This window comes from Ruegeria sp. CE6 (assembly GCF_056537485.1).
The window spans coordinates 1,574,337-1,592,518 of record NZ_JBQFRR010000001.1 but is presented as its reverse complement, the minus strand read 5'-3'; the positions used below and the strand labels follow the sequence as shown (position 1 = coordinate 1,592,518).

Sequence of the window (18,182 nt, the reverse complement as noted above, 5' to 3'; positions counted from 1 at the left end):
GCCGAAGCGCTAAAGAAGGTGGAGGAGAAATGAAGCATTATGTCCCTGCAAATGACCATGCGCATTTGACCGAAACCACGTTGGCAAGACCTAAACGAGATCATTATATCGAGATCATTCTTTGCGAGGCCGAAGCGGAAGCATCGGCAGATATGCTGGTTGATTTCTATCGTGCCCTGAATGAACTGAACGAAGGCCATACATACATTACAAATATCCGCAGCATTGCCGACGGCGCGGCGGGTGGACCCTTGCACTGGGCCGGGCGAACCGCGATTTTCTGGGGGGACATCTACAAAAGCTGGCCTCTGACACCGTCGGACAAAACCTGGATTGCCCAAGTATTGAACCTGTCCTACCGATCAATTCTCGTTGGCGGTGCAGCGTTTCTTCTCGCCCAGACTAGTCGCGCAACCAAGCGGATTGCATCGGTTCACCCCAATTTTTCTGCCGCAGCGCAAGAGGTTGGCCTGATCGACGTCGGTTCGGGTACATATTGGTCCTCAGATAGCCGCACCCATAGCGCATCAACCAGATTGGGCACGTTGCGTTTGTTGTCCGATTTTGTTGCCTTTGATCACGGCGAGCATCTGGCCGAGTCAGTACGCAGCTATATCGGGTTGGCCGACAGGCAAACTACATGCGCAAGCCAACTGGCAGCTCGATTGATCAGACGTTCAAAAGCCGACCCAATGGTGCGACAGGTTGTTGAAAAGATGCAGAACAATCTGGAGGATCCGCTTAGGATACCGGAACTTGCGATGGCGCTTGGTACATCAACGCGCCAGTTACAGCGGCGGTTTCTGGACAGAACGGGTGTAAAACTGCTGACTACGTATCGGGAACTTCGCCTAGAACGGGCCTATGGCCTGCTTCAATTTACCGAGATGACCTATCTTGAAGTGGCGACTGCTACGGGCTTTTCTTCCACAAGTGCATTGGTGCGTGCGTTCCGGGATCACTATGATGCATCGCCCGAAAGTGTACGAAATCGGCGATTTGCAGGCAAAACTCAGGCTGTTTAGCTTGATCGTGTGAATCGACAGCGCAGTCGAATGCGGTTGATATCACACTGGGCCTGAACTTTTGGCATTCACCATTCATGAGGTTGACGACAGATACGATTGTTAGTCCAGTTAACAATGCTTTGCCACCGGCCCAAATATTGGCCCGGCTAAATCCTCAGTTGCCGTCTTTCAGACAAGCTCGCAGCTACGCGCTGGCCAATTGTTGTCGTAGGACCTCTCGCTTGAGATCTGCGAAGTTGATACGCTGGTGTTTCGATCGATACGATATTGTACGGGCCGGTTATCCATCCAGGTCCGCACTGGGAAAAGAGAGCATGAAACCTAGGAATTTCGTTCCGAAAGGGGCCGCGACGTTCGACATCGATTATGACGGATCATCCAACGAGATCTATTTTCTGTTGCTGCCGAAACTCACCATGCTTGCCTTTAGCGCAGCGGTTGAACCGCTGAGGATCGCCAATCAGGTCACCAACAAAGAGCTCTACAAGTGGTTTCTGATCTCTGAGGATGGGAACCCTGTTCGATGCTCCAATGGAGTCGAAATAGCAGCTGACTTGGCTCTGCATAATTTACCGCGATCATCCAGATTGTTTGTGTGTTCAGGGATTGAACCATCGGAAAGCATTAATTCAACGATCCTTTCGTGGATCAGCCGTCAGAAAGCGTTTGGCTGCAAGCTTGGTGGAATTTGTACCGGCGCATTTACGCTGGCCAAGGCAGGCATGCTGACCGGCAAGAGGTTCACACTGCATTGGGAAAACCAACCCGCCTTTGTTGAACACTTCGAACACCTGACACCATCGGCTAACCTGTATGAGATTGACAATGATCTGATGACCTGCGGTGGAGGTAACGCGGCAACCGATATGGTACTGGACATGATTGAAACCGACTTCGGAAAGGATCTGGCCATCATCGTCTCGGACATGTGCATCCACTCACGATCCAACAATCAAAAAACGCTCCAGAAATCCGCGTTTTCTGTCGCGTTGGGCAGTCGGAACCAATACCTGATCAACGCCATCCAGATCATGCATGAAAATCTGGAAGAGCCTCTGGATATCTCTGAGATCGCCAAGATCGTTCAGATTTCTCGCCGACAGTTGGAGCGGCTGTTTCAAAAGTATGTCGAGGTTTCCCCGGTACAATTCTACATCGAGTTGCGTGTGGCGCGCGCCTACGCGTTGCTAAGCGAAACAGAAATGACCGTTGCTGAAATTGCGGCCGCCACGGGTTTTGGCAGCGCGACCCAACTGACAGTTCGGTTCAAGAAACGATACGGCGCAGCGCCGACTTCATTCAGGCGGGGCTGGTCGGGACAGAACGATTGAGAGATGCCGTGCCGGTGGACCCGTCTGCCATCGTACTCTACCAATCAGGGCTAGAGTTCGAGTTCGCCCCGCTCGGATAGCACCTGTAATCTGGGAACATTAACCGCCATGGAATTGAACCAACCCGAACTTCGCCAACTTAGGCGGTCATTCCACAGACACCCCGAATTGGGCTTCAATGAAACGAAAACCAAAGCCAAAGTTGCGGCGCTGCTACGTCAATACGGGCTTGAAGTTCATGAAGGCGTGGGCGTGGTGGGTATCCTCAGGGCCGGTCAAGGCAACCGCGCGATCGGATTACGCGCAGATATGGACGCGCTACCCATTCAGGAAGCCAGCGATCATGATTATGTGTCACAAAATACCGGCATTATGCACGCCTGTGGCCATGATGGTCACATGACGATGCTGTTGGGCGCAGCAAAGACTTTGTCCTCGGATCCCGGTTTCAGCGGCACGGTGGTGTTCCTGTTTCAACCGAATGAAGAGCTTGGCCTGGGGGCCAAAGCGATGCTGGACGAAGATGTCCTAACGCGATTTCCAATCGAAGAAGTCTACGCCATACATAACCTGCCCGGGGCACCCGTCGGGCAGATGTCGACCCGAACCGGTTTAATGTGCACATCGGAAAGCCTTTTCGAAATTACGATCAATGGGCAAGGCGGCCATGCGTCCATGCCGCAGTCTGGACGTGATGCGCTAACCGTGGGGGCAGAAATCGTTCTGGCGCTTCAGACAATTGTCGCACGCAAGCTGGCCCCGGGCGCCGGGGCGGTTGTGTCAGTGACCGAATTTCTGACCGACGGGCAGCGCAACGTTCTACCTGGAACGGCAACGCTAAAGGGTGATGCGCGGGCTCGCAGCCCTGAAGATCGAAACAAGATCGAAGAACACATGCGCAAGATTGCACATGGCATCGCATCCGCCCATGGCGTCGAAGTCCAAGTGGATTTCAAAACCGAATTCATCGAAACAGTCAACGCACCGACCCCGACCGAGGCTGCCATCCGCGTCGCGCAGCTATCCGGGCTGGACACACTTCCCAATCGTCAACCGATGAGCTTTTCAGAGGATTTCGCGCATTTTTGCAAAGCCGTACCCGGCTGCTTTATCCTATTGGGCAACGGTGAATCCGGCCCCAACGGTCAACCGCTGCATTCGAACGACTACGATTTCAACGATGCGTTACTGCCGATCGGCGCGGAATTCTGGGCAAATCTCGTGCACGATAGGCTTCCGCTTCAAGACGAAGACTGAACGGGGCCCAGCAACATAGCACCTTCGAACGGCCGTCAGATGAATGATCTAAGACGGCCGCTCACACTATAATTTGGACCTTACCCTTGCTAGAGCCTGATGCGGAATGCCGCAAACCCATCAGCGCCTTCACCGGCATCCTCGATGTTGACGCCTTTGACTTCGCCCATGTAGTCGCGCGCTTTTGGACCAGTTTCAAACAACACGGTAGTGTCAGAAAGCGGCGCGAACGACCAGTTTGCATCGGCCTTGGGATCGATTGTTCCTTGCTCGACGATATACCGCACGATCACGTCGCGGTTGGTGTCAGGGGCTTCGAACACGACGGTATCACCCATTGCGCCCGGGAAAGAGCCGCCGCCCGAAGCACGATAGTTGTTGGTGGCAATGATGAACTCCATGTCATCCGTGACCGCCTCACCGTTGAAGGCCAAATCTACGATACGGGCTGCATCCGGGTTGATCTCTTCCCCCTTGGGTCCAAAGCGCGACGGTTGCGATAAGTCGATCTGGTAGGTCACACCGTCCATCACGTCGAAATTGTAAGACGGGAAGTCCGGGTTTAGCAAAATCGCATCCTCGGATCCCGCCTCGATCTGGTTGAACATACCCGCCGAGCGTTCCAACCAACCCCGAACCTGTGCACCGTTCACCCGCACCGCGCGCACGGTATTGGGATACAGGTAAAGATCAGCCACGTTTTTGATCGCAACATCGCCCACCGGAACATCTGTGTAATAGTCCGGGCCGCCGCGACCCCCTGCCTTGAACGGCGCTGCAGCCGATAGAATGGGCAGACCTTCATGTTCGGTGCCCTTCATCATCTCTTCGACGTACCATTTCTGCGCAATCGAGACGATTTGCACCGATGGATCATCCGCAACCAACGCGAAGTAGCTGTGCAGCGGGGCCGAAGTCTTGCCGACCGCGCGGCGTACATAGGCCAGTGTTTCGTCATGATCTTTCGCCACCGAGTCCAGCACCTTCTGATCGTCGCCAACAAGTGCCGCGATCGAACGATCTTCGTTGCGCTTTGAAATCGGGCGCGCCTCAGACGTTGTCGTCACAACCCGCCATTCGTTTCCGTCGCGCTCAAGCAGCAGATCCAGCAGGCCAAGATGTGACCCCCAAAATCCGCCCATCACCGCCGGTTTGCCCATCAAGGTCCCCTTGTCGACATCAATGCCGGGACGATCAGCAAAGGTAGCGGACGGGAATACGAGGTGATTGTGCCCGGTCACCAGCGCGTCGATGCCATCGACCCCTGCCAAAACGACTGAAGCATTTTCCATTCCATCAGCGTGATCCGCATCCCCAATGCCGGAATGCGACAAGGCGATGATCAGGTCGCAACCCTGCTCTTGCATCTCGGGGACATAAGCCTGCGCCGTTTCGACTATGTCACGCGCCTGCACGTTGCCTTCCAGATGCTTGCGATCCCAGTTCATGATCTGAGGCGGAGTAAATCCGATGACACCAACCTTGATCGGATGCTTGCTGCCATCCCCCATTTCAATCTCACGCTCAAGGATGGCATAGGGCTTCACCAGAGTCGTATCATCGCGGGGGGACGCCCCAGTCTCTTTTGCAACATTGGCCAGAACCACGGGGAATTCTGCACCAGCAAGCGCTTTTTCAAGAAAATCTAGGCCATAGTTGAACTCGTGATTGCCCAAAGTGGCAGCGTCATAACCAACAGTATTGAAGGCAGTGATGATCGGATGGCTGTCGCTTTCTTTCATGCCCCGCTCATAGGCGATGTAATCGCCCATCGGATTGCCTTGCAGAAAATCTCCATTATCGACGAGCAGCGAATTTGTCGCCTCGGAACGAATCTCATTGATGATCGAAGCGGTTCGCGACAAGCCAACTGTATCGCGCGGTTTGTCCGCATAGTAATCGTATGGGAACACGTGAACATGGATGTCAGTGGTTTCCATGATCCTCAGATGCGCCTGATTGTTGGCCGCCGCCGCCGAAAAGGGATGCAAGGTGATGGCAGCAGCGCTGGCGGTCGTAGTGGCAAGAAACTGACGGCGCGAAATCAAACTACGATTGGAATAGGACATAAGGCACCTCTCAGGTTTGTGGATCGACGCGTGTTCTGGATGCTTTTCACAACAAGGGTATGACAGTGAAGATCTTTGCAACAAACATGTCGAACTTGGGGGTAGGATCCTAAAAGCCTATTGTATTGAATTGCTCAGTCCAAGCCACTTTACGCACCAAAGGCGATTGCAGCGAACTGCCCCCATCGTCAGTCCATCCAACCAATGGATGGCGGTTTCCGCGAGAGCGCTAGCTGAAAGTCAGACCCCCGAACAGCGGTCAAGGAGCGCCGCAACGCGCATTAGACCCTTGAGCCTACCGGACGTGATCTCGACGCGGTTTTGCCGTCTGTACCAACGCTTGTCATATTTGACCGGGGTCTTGCGCGGACCATAAACGGCATGAGCGGCACGTCAGCGCATATCATTGTGAATGAAAAAGACTATTTCTCTCAATACACACCTATCGTCGAACCGGGGCTTTCTAGGCGACTTCGGGATGAAGGGTCTAGGCGTGCTATCTGCGCGTCAGCCAGCCGATGAACTCAATCATGATTTCAGTTCAATTTTCCAATCGGGAAAAAAGTGAAAGCTGCAAGTCAATGGCTTCCGAACTTGACGAAGTTACAATGGCCAAAACTGTTTGCAAAGCAAATACCCATTGCCTTTTCCACCAAAGCAACTAGTAGAGACGCGACTTCGTATTCGGGCCCCCTCTGACTTTCCTGCGCAGACTTAGATAATGAGCGATTTTGTCATGACACAGACATCACTGGACAACCTGCTACACAAACTTAATGCGAAGCAGGCTGTGATCGGGATTGTTGGACTGGGATATGTCGGACAGCCCCTGGCCCTCAGATATACCGAAATTGGATACCGGGTCATTGGCTTCGACCTGGATGCCACAAAGGTGCAGGACTTAAACTCCGGTCACAGTTCGATTGAGCATATCGACGATGCCCGCATCACAGCGGCACGGGAAAATAGGTTCGAGGCTACCACGGATTTTTCGCGTATCGCTGAGGCGGATGGCATTATGCTTTGCGTGCCAACGCCACTCAACAAATATCGCGAGCCTGATCTGAGCTTTGTCACCGACACGTGCGATCAGATAGCAGATCATTTGCGTCCGGGTCAGGTTATTGCGCTGGAAAGCACAACTTATCCAGGCACAACCAAAGAAGAAGTTTTGCCTCGGCTTGAGAAGAACGGCCTCAAGGTCGGCGAGGATATTTTTGCGGTCTACTCACCTGAACGGGAAGACCCAGCCAACCCGGATTTTACCACCAATACCATCCCAAAGGTTGTCGGCGGGCATACAGGCGCCTGCCTGAAAGCGGGTATCGCGCTTTATGAACACGCAATTGATAAACTTGTACCAGTAAGCTCGACTGAAACTGCCGAGATGACAAAGCTTCTGGAAAATATCCACCGGGCGGTAAACATTGGCCTTGTGAACGAGATGAAAATCGTTGCTGACCGCATGGGGATCGATATTTTTGAGGTTATCGACGCGGCCGCGACCAAACCCTTCGGGTTCACGCCTTACTATCCGGGTCCGGGACTTGGAGGGCACTGCATCCCTATCGATCCATTTTACCTGACCTGGAAAGCACGTGAATACGGCATCAACACACGCTTCATCGAATTGGCCGGTGAAGTGAACACGGCGATGCCGGAATATGTGTTTGGCAAACTCGCCAATGCGCTGAATGATCGCAGCAAAGCGATTCGTGGCAGTAAAATTATGGTTTTGGGCATCGCGTACAAAAAAAATGTCGACGACATGCGTGAGAGCCCTTCTGTCAGCTTGATGGAGCTGATCCGAGACAATGGCGGAGACCTCAGCTACTCGGACCCCCATGTGCCCGAGTTTCCCACGATGCGGGAACACTTCTTCGAATTGTCATCTGAGACCCTTACCCCTGAGGTTCTGTCGGAGCAGGATGCAGTTATTCTGGCGACTAATCACGATGCCTTTGATTATGAGTTGATCAAAAAACACGCGAAGCTCCTCATCGACACCCGCGGTAAATACCGTACCTCTGAGCAAAATATTGTTCGTGCTTAAATGAAACTGCGACCGGCTCTGCGTAGCTGGGCCGGAACATCTGGCGGATGGTACTTAGGAACGGCTGTCGCTCGTATGACCGCTTACGCGGGACCAAAACTCTGAATGGTTTGACGGTGTCCTAAGCGCTGGATGAATGCGCTGAGAATTGGACCCGCAAGGAAAAAATGTCGGCACTTTCCTGCCAATCCAATCAATTCATAGGTACGAACACCGCCTAAACAACTGGCGGCGCATGAAACGCGCGTTGTTCCGGTGCAGGTAGGCAGATATAGTTGCGGGAAATGTCAGGCCGCCTTCGGGTACAGGAAGATTGGCTGTTGACGAGTTCCAATTGTGAGCAATCAAGGGCCAAAACGCGTGAGCTTGAAAAACCGCAACACCCCGCCTCAGCGCCATGAGCTGCGAAAGGTGCGTAATCAGGGGAACAGTTTCCTGGCGCTTGCCTTCATTTTCAGCGTTTTTGTCAATCTGCTTATGCTGACCGGACCGCTGTTCATGCTACAAGTGTATGATCGGGTCCTTGGGTCACGCTCGGTCGAGACTTTATCAGCGCTATTTCTGCTTGTCGCGCTGCTTTATACGCTGATGGCGATGTTGGACTATGCGCGCGGCCGAATTGTGGCTCGGTTCGGAGCGCGATTTCAATCGGCACTCGATGAACGCGTGTTTGAAGGGACCATGCGACGCGCATTGTTCCCACAGGTTCGATCAGCGCCGGCGACTGCATTGCGAGATCTGGAATCGATCCGTGCATTATGTGCCTCGCCCGTTTTGTTGGCGGTAATGGACATCCCTTGGACTCCAATCTTTGTGGCTGCAATTTTCCTGTTCCACCCGTTGCTAGGCTGGTTGGCCGTCGCAGGCGGAACGCTTCTGGTTGTTATCGCCCTACTGAACCAAGCGTTGACCCATCGCAAAGTGGCAGATGCTCAAATCGCCTCTGCCAAAGCAAATGCATTTTCTGAACACGCCAGACAAGCTGCCGAGGTCGTCAGATCTCAGGGCATGCAGGAAGATGTCTCAAAACGCTGGTTGAACCAACGCACCGAGGCGCTTTCTCAATCCATATCCGCAAGCGACTGGACCGGCAGCTTTACTTCGTTGACTAAGTCTCTGCGGCTGTTTTTGCAATCCGCCATGCTGGCGCTTGGCGCGTTGCTGGTTCTGCGCAACGAAATGACGCCCGGTGCTATGATTGCTGGCACGATCCTTCTAGGTCGCGCTTTAGCTCCGGTCGAAATGGCGGTGGGTCAATGGTCGATGATCGAACGCGCGCGCACGGCATGGATTAACCTGAACACATTTCTTGATTCAACGCCCCCCGAGGCGTCGCGCACCAAATTGCCCGTTCCCAAAGCACATCTTGTCGCAAAGGGCCTGACGGTGATCCCTCCGGGCGCGAAGACACCGACACTACGGAATGCGGCACTTGAGTTGCGCCCCGGCACAGCTCTGGGTGTGATTGGTAAAAGTGGGTCAGGCAAAACGACCCTAGCCAAAGCGTTGTTGGGCCTTTGGCAACCGGCGGCAGGGGAAATCCGTTTGGCCGGCGCTACACTTGATCAATACGACCCTGATGATCTTGGGCAACATATTGGCTATTTGCCCCAGCAAGTGACCCTCTTTAACGGAACGGTTGCTGAAAACATCGCCCGGATGTCACAAACCCCTGATCCCGAAGCTGTAGTTGCCGCAGCGAAAACAGCCAATGCGCATGAGCTGATTCTGGGGCTTGAGAAAGGATACGATACGTTCCTTGAGGGCAATGACAGCCAGCTTTCCGGTGGGCAGAAACAGCGGATCGCATTGGCGCGCGCTCTCTATGGTAATCCAGTATTGTTGATATTGGATGAGCCAAACTCGGCCCTGGATGCAGACGGAACCCTTGCCCTGAACAACGCGGTCCGCGAGCTCAAGAGCGCGGGCAAATCCACGATTATCATGACGCACCGGCCTCAAGCGATCTCGGAATGCGACGATCTTGTCGTTGTCGAGAAAGGCCAGATCGTCAAATCCGGTGGGCGCGATGAAGTTTTGAACACGATGGTCCAAAACGCCAACGTTATTAAAAGGCACCTGAACAAGGTGGGTGAATAATGGCAGACAAGAGTTCACGTCCCGTTTGGAGTATTAAAGCGCCCGCTTTTGTCGGCCTTTTGGCTCTGGCAGTTTTGATCCTGGGACTGGGATTATGGAGCGTCCGCACTGAGCTGGCCGGTGCTATTATCTCGCAAGGTGTGATCGAAGTTCAGAGCAATCGTCAGGTCATCGAACACCCCGATGGTGGCGTTGTAGGCGAGATATTCGTACGTGACGGTGACGCAGTGGCGCGTGGGGACATGATGCTGCGGCTTGACGATACGTTTTTGGCCTCGGAGCAAACGATCGTGGAATCTCAGCTATTTGAGTTACTTGCCCGAAAGACCCGGCTAGAGGCTGAACGGGATGGTGCGAACGCAGATACGTTAAAGCAAAATCTGCAAGAGCTCAAAGCCCGCGAATCGATCGACGACGATCTGTTGGAAGGCCAACAACGTCTGTTCAACGCCAGGTTGGAAACGCTGACCCAGCAGATCGACCAGCTTGGGAAACAGAAAATACAGATCCAGAACGAGATTGAGGGGACGCAGGCGCAATTGGCGTCACTGAATACTCAGGTCGAATTGATCAGAACGGAGCTCGAAGATCAGCAAGGTTTGCTTGATCGCGGCCTGACACAGGCCAGCCGCGTTTCTGCATTGCAGCGGGAAGAGGCAAATCTAACAGGGCAAATCGGCAGCCTCGAATCCACAGTTGCGCGACTGACAGGCCAGATCGCCACGACCGAGATTCAAATTGTTGAATTGCAGGCCACGCGGCGCGAAGAAGCCATCACCGAGCTTCGGGATGTGCAGTCTCGCGTTGTAGAACTGGCGGAACGTCGTCTTTCCCTTTCCGAGCGTTTGTCGCGTCTAGACATCCGTGCACCCGTCGCTGGCACAGTTTACGACAGTCAGGTTTTTGCCATCCAGTCTGTGATCCAGCCGGGTGAGCCGATGATGTATGTAGTGCCTCAGGATACGCCCTTGTTGGTCGCAGCACGGGTGGATGCGTTGCATGTGGATCAGTTACATCGCGGGCAGGAAGTCGCCCTGCGCTTTCCCGCATTCAATCAACGCGACACGCCTGAGCTGAATGGCCGTGTGATCAATGTCTCAGCAGATTCATTCACAGATGAGACAAGCGGCTTTACCTTCTACCGTGCTGAAGTTGTGCCTGACGAAGGACAACTGGACCGTTTGAATGGTCAGGAACTGTTGCCAGGTATGCCTGTCGAAGCCATGATCAAAACTGATGAACGCACTCCGCTTTCTTACCTGGTCAAACCATTGGCAGATTACTTCTACCGCGCGTTTCGAGAATAGCACCGGTCACGCAGTCGCATTCAAACTGCCTCGATATTGCCAAGCAGTATTGAGGTCATGTCGACCGACTGATCACTATCAACAATTGTGACCTCTGCTCCGGTTTCGTAGGTGACGTTGCTGCGTGAAATTCCGGATAGATCCGCATTTGCATCCAGAAAAACCCACTCAGCGTTGTGCGCAGAAGGCTGGCCAACCGCAACCTGAAGAATTGCCAGTGCATCCAACGCGTTTACCGATCCATCCCGGGTGATATCGGCCGCGATGTAATTTTCGGCCGTTGCCGGACCCCATGTCGGATCAAGTCCAACCGACATGCGCAAAACCTGCAATGCATCCAGCGCTGTTATCTCGCTGCTTGCCGTTGAATACGATTTAATGATGTCCAATTGGCCGGAAAACGCGCCGTCTGGTAGATCCAGATCAAATTCACCTTGTGCATTTGCCTGCGCAACAACTGCAGACCCTCCGTCTGGGGTGAACCGGATTTCAGCATTTCCCAACGCTGCGTTTGGAGTTGTCGAATTCAGCGTGAACCCACCAGCTACCCCATCTGATGAGTTGTTATCCGGCCCGCTACCCAGATTGACAGGAATATGATCAGGACCACCAAACCCTGCGCCGAATACCTGCTCAGTTGTCAGGGACGTGCCATTAGCTGAAACAAGTTCTATCGTTTCGTCGCGATAAGCGATTTGGGCGCCTCGAGCGGTGGAAGTGAAATCCAACTGCGCTGGGGTGCGCAGAAAAGGATAGTCGGTCAGATCCAAACGATCGGTGCCGGCCTGAAAGTCCGTGATCAAAGTCGGGCCGCTTGTTTGGCGGATCACAAAGATGTCCGCGCCAGCACCACCCGTCATGGTCGTGGAACTGGTGCCCGTAATCAGCATATCGTCCCCTGCTCCGCCGTCCAGAATAGTGTCCAGTATGCCGCCTTTTAGCATGTCGTCCTGCGCGGTCCCGGTTACTGTTCCGAATCCTTCGGCAACAATTCCAAGGTCGGCAATCGATATACTCAGCTGAGTGAGCCCTGCATCGTGTTGAGATGATACAAATATCTGCAGTTCATCCCCCATATGCGCAACGCTGATCGTTTGAACATTTTGCAATCCACTGTCCAGGGTATCAGCAAAACTATCCATATGGATGAGCTGCCCGTCCGGCGTCATTGTAAACAGTGTGATCCCATCATCCCCGCCCCCAGCCACCACGAAAACCCGACCATCAACCTCAAGGACTGAAAGATCCTGTACGGCCCCAAACCGGGTATGCAGGGTGTCCAGAATATGATCCGTCGGCTTTAACCGCCCGCTGACGCCCAATTCCATAACGCTTAGCGAATTGCTTTGCGATCCAGCCACAACAATCCATGACTTTCCATAGGCTTGAATTGTCTCAACCGCAGTAGGAGAACTGATGCCCAGCGTTTGGATATCGTCATTACCGGCAACCTCAGAGAGCACGCCACTGCCTTGATCGATCGAATATGACGAGATTGTTCCACTGGTTGCATCTGCGCCGACAATGAAATGATTCGACCCCGATTGCAGGGTCTGAAGCGTACTGGCAGACGCGTTGATGCTATGCGCCGGGCTCAGCGATCCATCACCATTGATACTATAGGTGCCGATCTGGCCTGTGTCCTCATGCGCAAGCGCAAGCAAGTCGCCAGCCCCAATCGTTACCTGGACCGCTGCAGCGATATCCCCGCCGCCAGTCAAGGCATTGGTTTCTTGCAAGGCACCGATAGTGCCATCCGCGTTTAGTTCATAACCCACAAGCCCTGTGGCAGTATCGACGTCGAGGACCAGTTGATCATTGCCCGCCAGATGAATCGGGGTTCCGCTGTGCCCGACCTGATAGGCAATCGAGGCATCGAAATATTGTTGGTCCTGTTCTTGTGGGCCAGCCCCCTCCACAAGGCGCCAAGACACGAGCCCTCCCCCGGATCCGCTCGTGCTGTAAAGATACGTTTCCCCGTTAAACGTTTTTAAAGCCGTATCGCCGATACCTGAATCGAGCGCTGCGGTCCCCGTTGCCACCACTCTTTCGAACTGAAGCATCATCGCCCGTTACCCCCTGCCACCCCTGGCAACACATACAGGATGAAGCGATGTTCGGTTCTGAACCAGAACAGAAATGTGGTGAAAACAAGGACTTCAGTTCCAGATTAACTCAAATTTTTCGCAGCGGTCGAATGGCTCAGAAGATCAAACCACAGACCAGATCGGCCGAAAACAGCATATCACGCAACGACCAGCGTCCATCTAATGAGAGGGCAAAATGACCAAAGATACCGTTTCGACCAATAAATCGACCACGGACGCCGGGCCCGATGCGCAACGTACGCGCCATATCCGCAAATGGTTCGACAAAAAACTTCAGCGATGGGTAGGACGCGGGGTTGCTGGCGGCCTTGGCTCGACACTATTCGCATTACCAGCTCTTGCGCAGGCCACCGATGAACAGCTTGCGTCACATCAGTTTGCTGAGTCAATTCCGGGCGTTCGGGTGGCAAAGCTGCTTTCGAATGGCGACGTGCAGCTGAAACTGACAGATGGGCGGACGATTGTTGTCTCTGCCGAGAACGTACAGATTCTGGAAAACGGCACCATAATGGTTGCAGATGAAGTCGTCGGCGAAATTGCACAATTAGGTCTAGCCGCAGAGGCCGCAGGTGCGACCGCAGCGACCGCAGGTGGCGTAAGCGGTGCCGGGCTGGCCTTGGGCGGGCTGGGAATAGCCGGTGCTGCAGCTGCCGGTGGCGGAGGCGGCGGCGGTGGAGACAGCGACGATGAAACTGATGCCGAACCCACCGTTACCCCCTCACCTCCTCGACCGCCCAGCCTGAACCTGGCTGAGCTGCAATCAAACGCATTGAGCAATCTCAGCAGCCAAACAACAGCGCCGGATGGAACAACGACTGTCGAAGTTACCATCGGATCGGTGACAAAATCAGTCACTCCTGCAGGCGACGGAAGCTGGAGCGTTTCACTGACGCAGGCCGAGGCAGCGGCCCTGCCTCAGGGGATCTCGGATGTTTCCGTGCGCCATCTGGATGGTAGCGGGATGGAGCTATCGGCTGAAACCGCAAGGTTCGACGTTGATACCATTCCGCCGGTCCTGACCATCGATACATTCTCGGCGGGTGCGGTAATGAATGCTGCAGAACAAGGCACAAATCTCGAAATCTCTGGCACAACGGATGCCGAGAATGGGCAGACCGTAACGGTAGCGATTGGTGGACAATCCTATAGTGGCACCGTTTCGGGCGGCGGCTGGAGCGTTTCGGTGCCCGCTTCAGATCTTACCACGCTGCCAGACGGGTCAAGCGTCACGGTGACGGCTGATGTATCGGATCGCGCTGGGAACCCAGCAGCTCAGGCCAATGGAAGTTTTGACACTGATCTGACCGCGCCTGATCTGACACTAAACCCAGTGGGTGGCGGTTCAATAGATCTGGCCGATGTCGTTGGGGATCTTGTCTTGTCGGGCACGACCACAGCTGAAAACGGCCGGGTGGTCAATGTATCTTTCGACGGTCAGGATTACACGGGTTCTGTATCGGGCGGCAGTTGGTCAGTGACGATCCCGAATGCCGATTTGTCTGGTTTGGCTACCGGTGTGCCCGCATCCGTTTCAGTTGCCGTCAGCGACACAGCAGGCAATTCGGCAACACCAATATCGGTCTCCGTTCCGGTCGATCTTACGGGCCCATCAATTGCAATCACTCCCTTGTCGGTCGGGGCTATCCTGAATGCGGTCGAAACCGGATCTGACCTGGTCGTAAGCGGGACAACAGGGAACGTAACCGACGGGCAGCAGGTAACAGTAACCCTTGATGGGCAGACTTATACCGACTCGGTCTCGGGCGGCAGTTGGATTGTGACAATCCCCAGCGCCGATCTCATAGCGCTTGCCGATGGTGGAGACTTCAATATCACGGGCGACGTGACGGACGCCGACGGCCTTGTCGCCCCGCAAGCCAGCGTCAACTTATCCAAAGATGTTACCGCCCCAACTCTGAGTATCGACAATTTTTCGGGCGGAGCGGTTTTGAATGCTGCGGAACGTAGTACGAACTTGACCATTACGGGCACTACATCCGCCGAAGATGGTCAGACAATCACCGTAAATCTGAACGGCCAATCCTACACTGGACAGGCCTCAACCGGGGGGTGGTCGGTGAGTGTCCCCTCGGCGGATTTGGCGGCGCTACCCGATGGGGCCACGATCAGCGTGACAGCGGATGTCTCGGATGCCGCCGGTAATCTGGCGATACAGGCGACCAACAGCTTCGACACGGACTTCACCGCCCCATCGCTTGCCATTTCATCGCTATCCGACGGAGCCGTGGTGAACCTAGCCGAACAGGCAACGGATCTGGTCGTATCGGGGACATCTGACGCCGCGAATGGCACGCAAGTTTCAGTACAAATTGTCCAGTCCGGAGGTGCAGTTCTGGTCGGCGGGACCGCTACAGTCAACAGCGGCACCTGGACTTACACAGCTGCCGCTGCCGATTTGAGCGGCCTGCAGGACGGTCAACCTTATGACGTGAATGCATCGATCGCGGATGCGGCTGGCAACACGAATGCGGCGACCACCAGCTTCGGCACCGACCTCAGCGCACCAACAATTGCATTGAACCCGCTTTCGGTTGGTTCCGTTCTGGATATCGTTGAACAGGGAACGGATGTCAGCGTGTCGGGGACAACAAATGCCGAGGACGGGCAGACTGTCACTGTAAGCCTGAATGGTCAGACCTACGGCGCGGTGGTTTCGGGTGGCTTGTGGAGCACAAGCATTCCTTCGGCGGATTTGACCGGCTTGGCAGATGGCGGCAGTTTTGCGGTCACGGCCTCGGTTCAAGACGCCGCAGGAAACCCCGCAACCGATGCGACAACCATGTTGGCTACGGATTTCAAGCCTATCCTCTATATCGATGATCTGGGTTCCAACAATGCCGTCTCGCTGAGCGATGCACAAAACACTGGAATGACCGTATCAGGCAGTTCCGCAGGCCTGTCTGCCGGACAAGCGGTCGATGTCACGCTTAACTCGGTCTCGCTTGGTTCGGCCACAGTTGCAGCCGATGGGAGCTGGACCCTGTCCGCGCCTGCTGCAAGCTTTGCCTCGATTGAAGCGGGAGACGCCCTCGATTTCGCGGCACAGGCGACAGTCGCAGGCGGCCCCGATCCTGATCCGGTGTCCGAACAGGCAATTGCTCATGTTCCGGCGGCCTACACCATCGTTGAAGCCGGTCGCAGCGGAACGACAGTGACGTTCGAGGTCTACGCAGATTCCGATCGCGATATCTCAAGCGGTCTGGCCTTTACCGCCGAGCTGGGGTTCGATCCTTCGGTGGCGACCTACGATAGCGGCTCCGAGACAGAAAACCCTGACTTCAATCTCTTTCTGGCTAACCCGAATGGAGGTTCCGCAATCAGTTTCGCGGGCGCGGCCACGAGCTATGGGGATTTATCGCAGCCTGTGGTGACATTTACCATGACAGTTCAGGACGCGAACCAACCCATCGTCTTGACGTTGACCACTCCAGACGGAGGGCCATCACAGCTCCATCTCGGCACCAGTGGGAATGATACCATTACGGGCTCGGATGTTGATGATGTCATCCGCGGCAACCAGGGCGACGACACCATAGATGTGTCCGGGGGGGGTCGAGACGTCATCGTTTTCGAAGCTGACCCATCTTCAAATGGCATTGATACGATCAATGGTTTCACACTGGGCCCAGCAGCCAGCGTTTCTGACGCCTTGATGTTCCAGGGGTTGAATACCACATCGCTTCGCGGCGACGGGACCGGTGTGGAGACCTTGGTGGCCGGCGGCACAATTGGTGCCAACACCGGTTTCATCGGGCTGGAGACCACGCTTTCGGACCTTGATCTGGATACAATCGCTAGCGCAGCCGAAAACCTGAATGGTGCTCAATCAGGTGATGAGATGTATCTGCTGGCAACGGACGGCACTGACAGCATTCTGGTCAAGGTTGACTACTCTGGCCCAGATTCGGCGTCGGTCGAAGCGCTTGCACAGTTCGATGGCCTTTCCAATCTGAGCAGTTTGTCCGACGACAACATCCTGATCACTGACCCAACTGGCGCTTCAGCCTAAACGGCGCACGTAGCTTGGGGCGATGCACAAATGTAGCCTCGCCTCTTCAGAACAAGAGGATCACATGGCAGAGAACGGCCTTTTCCCAGTCAGCCTTGTACGGCACAGGAATCGATTCTGGCGCCGGTTCACATCATACCAATTTGTTGCAGAGATGGACGCCTGTCCTATCGTCATCTCAGAAGTTCCGCAAATTGCCACATCTTTTCCGATTGTGTTCCTGTCAAACCAAACAGGTTTTTCTCCCGTCGCACTATTCTCAGTCATCCCGGAAATGGCACCGCCTTTCGTCGACCAAAACGGTCGCTGGCTTGCGCCTTATGTGCCCTCAGCGTTGCGTTGCTTTCCATTCCAGGCAGAAGCCTCAAAAAAGGGCGACTCTCGGTCACGTCTGTTTGTCGACGAGGACTCAGGGTTGGTAACACATGACCCTAAGGACCAACCATTTTTTACAGTGGACGGGCTTTTGACGCAGGATCTATGCGATGTGCGCCGCTTTCTGCAAAATCGCCTGGCCTCGGCAAACAAAACGGACCAAGTCTGCTCTTTGATCGCTGAAATGGGTCTGCTTGTACCACTGGACGAACAGAATGGCGTCACTTTGACCGAGGGTTACTGGGGCGTTGATCCAATTCTGCTGGAACGATTGCCCGAGTCTTATAAATTGGCCCTGCTTTCCAGCGGCGCGCTACGGTTGATTCACGCTCATCAAGTATCCCTGTCGCATTGCGTTTGGCTGTCCAGTGCACAGAGCCAATCAGGCACGAGGAGTTCAGAACAAAACGACACCTTTGGCGGATTCATGACTGCACTTGCTGAAGAGGTTCGGCACGGACAATGCAAGGAGGGCGCGATCCATGCAATGGGTTAAGCTCGGGCTTGGAATCCTTGGCATAACA

Annotated in this window: 10 protein-coding genes and 1 pseudogene; 8 read left to right on the top strand and 3 right to left on the bottom strand. The window is 54.5% G+C overall.

Annotation, left to right across the window (positions count from 1 at the left end):
- Positions 1-29: 29 nt before the first annotated feature.
- From ACR0DK_RS07580 to ACR0DK_RS07570, 3 genes are all read left to right on the top strand, one after another.
- Complete coding sequence (locus ACR0DK_RS07580) at positions 30-1,025, top strand: helix-turn-helix domain-containing protein (protein ID WP_480735495.1); 996 nt, start codon at positions 30-32, stop codon at positions 1,023-1,025.
- A 317-nt stretch (positions 1,026-1,342) separates the two neighbouring features.
- Positions 1,343-2,359, top strand: a complete 1,017-nt coding sequence (locus ACR0DK_RS07575; protein WP_170394570.1) for a GlxA family transcriptional regulator — start codon at positions 1,343-1,345, stop codon at positions 2,357-2,359.
- A 108-nt stretch (positions 2,360-2,467) separates the two neighbouring features.
- Positions 2,468-3,616: an amidohydrolase gene (locus ACR0DK_RS07570; protein ID WP_480735493.1), complete on the top strand. Its 1,149-nt coding sequence runs from the start codon at positions 2,468-2,470 to the stop codon at positions 3,614-3,616.
- A gap of 89 nt (positions 3,617-3,705) precedes the next feature.
- On the opposite strand, the gene ACR0DK_RS07565 is transcribed toward ACR0DK_RS07570, so the two are convergent.
- Positions 3,706-5,685: a bifunctional 2',3'-cyclic-nucleotide 2'-phosphodiesterase/3'-nucleotidase gene (locus ACR0DK_RS07565; RefSeq protein WP_480735491.1), complete on the bottom strand. Its 1,980-nt coding sequence runs from the start codon at positions 5,683-5,685 to the stop codon at positions 3,706-3,708.
- A 240-nt stretch (positions 5,686-5,925) separates the two neighbouring features.
- Positions 5,926-6,051: pseudogene (locus ACR0DK_RS07560) on the bottom strand (IS5/IS1182 family transposase); the annotation flags it as partial.
- 370 nt (positions 6,052-6,421) lie between these two features.
- On the opposite strand from ACR0DK_RS07560, the gene ACR0DK_RS07555 reads away from it, so the two are divergent.
- The 3 genes from ACR0DK_RS07555 to ACR0DK_RS07545 all read left to right on the top strand — a co-directional run bounded on the left by ACR0DK_RS07555 (position 6,422) and on the right by ACR0DK_RS07545 (position 11,145).
- Positions 6,422-7,738, top strand: a complete 1,317-nt coding sequence (locus tag ACR0DK_RS07555; RefSeq protein ID WP_170407894.1) for a nucleotide sugar dehydrogenase — start codon at positions 6,422-6,424, stop codon at positions 7,736-7,738.
- Positions 7,739-8,098: 360 nt separating this feature from the next.
- Positions 8,099-9,838 (top strand): type I secretion system permease/ATPase, encoded by a 1,740-nt coding sequence (locus tag ACR0DK_RS07550; RefSeq protein WP_480735489.1) that lies wholly within the window; start codon positions 8,099-8,101, stop codon positions 9,836-9,838.
- Positions 9,838-11,145: an HlyD family type I secretion periplasmic adaptor subunit gene (locus tag ACR0DK_RS07545; protein ID WP_170394559.1), complete on the top strand. Its 1,308-nt coding sequence runs from the start codon at positions 9,838-9,840 to the stop codon at positions 11,143-11,145. Before ACR0DK_RS07550 ends, ACR0DK_RS07545 begins: the two co-directional genes overlap by 1 nt.
- A 20-nt stretch (positions 11,146-11,165) precedes the next feature.
- On the opposite strand, the gene ACR0DK_RS07540 is transcribed toward ACR0DK_RS07545, so the two are convergent.
- On the bottom strand, positions 11,166-13,079 hold the full coding sequence (locus ACR0DK_RS07540) for a M10 family metallopeptidase C-terminal domain-containing protein (protein ID WP_480735486.1): 1,914 nt from the start codon (positions 13,077-13,079) through the stop codon (positions 11,166-11,168).
- A gap of 349 nt (positions 13,080-13,428) precedes the next feature.
- Here ACR0DK_RS07540 and ACR0DK_RS07535 point away from each other — a divergent pair, with 349 nt between their 5' ends.
- On the top strand, positions 13,429-17,283 hold the full coding sequence (locus ACR0DK_RS07535) for an Ig-like domain-containing protein (protein ID WP_480735485.1): 3,855 nt from the start codon (positions 13,429-13,431) through the stop codon (positions 17,281-17,283).
- 22 nt (positions 17,284-17,305) lie between these two features.
- On the top strand, positions 17,306-18,154 hold the full coding sequence (locus ACR0DK_RS07530) for a SapC family protein (protein ID WP_480735483.1): 849 nt from the start codon (positions 17,306-17,308) through the stop codon (positions 18,152-18,154).
- Positions 18,155-18,182: the final 28 nt, after the last annotated feature.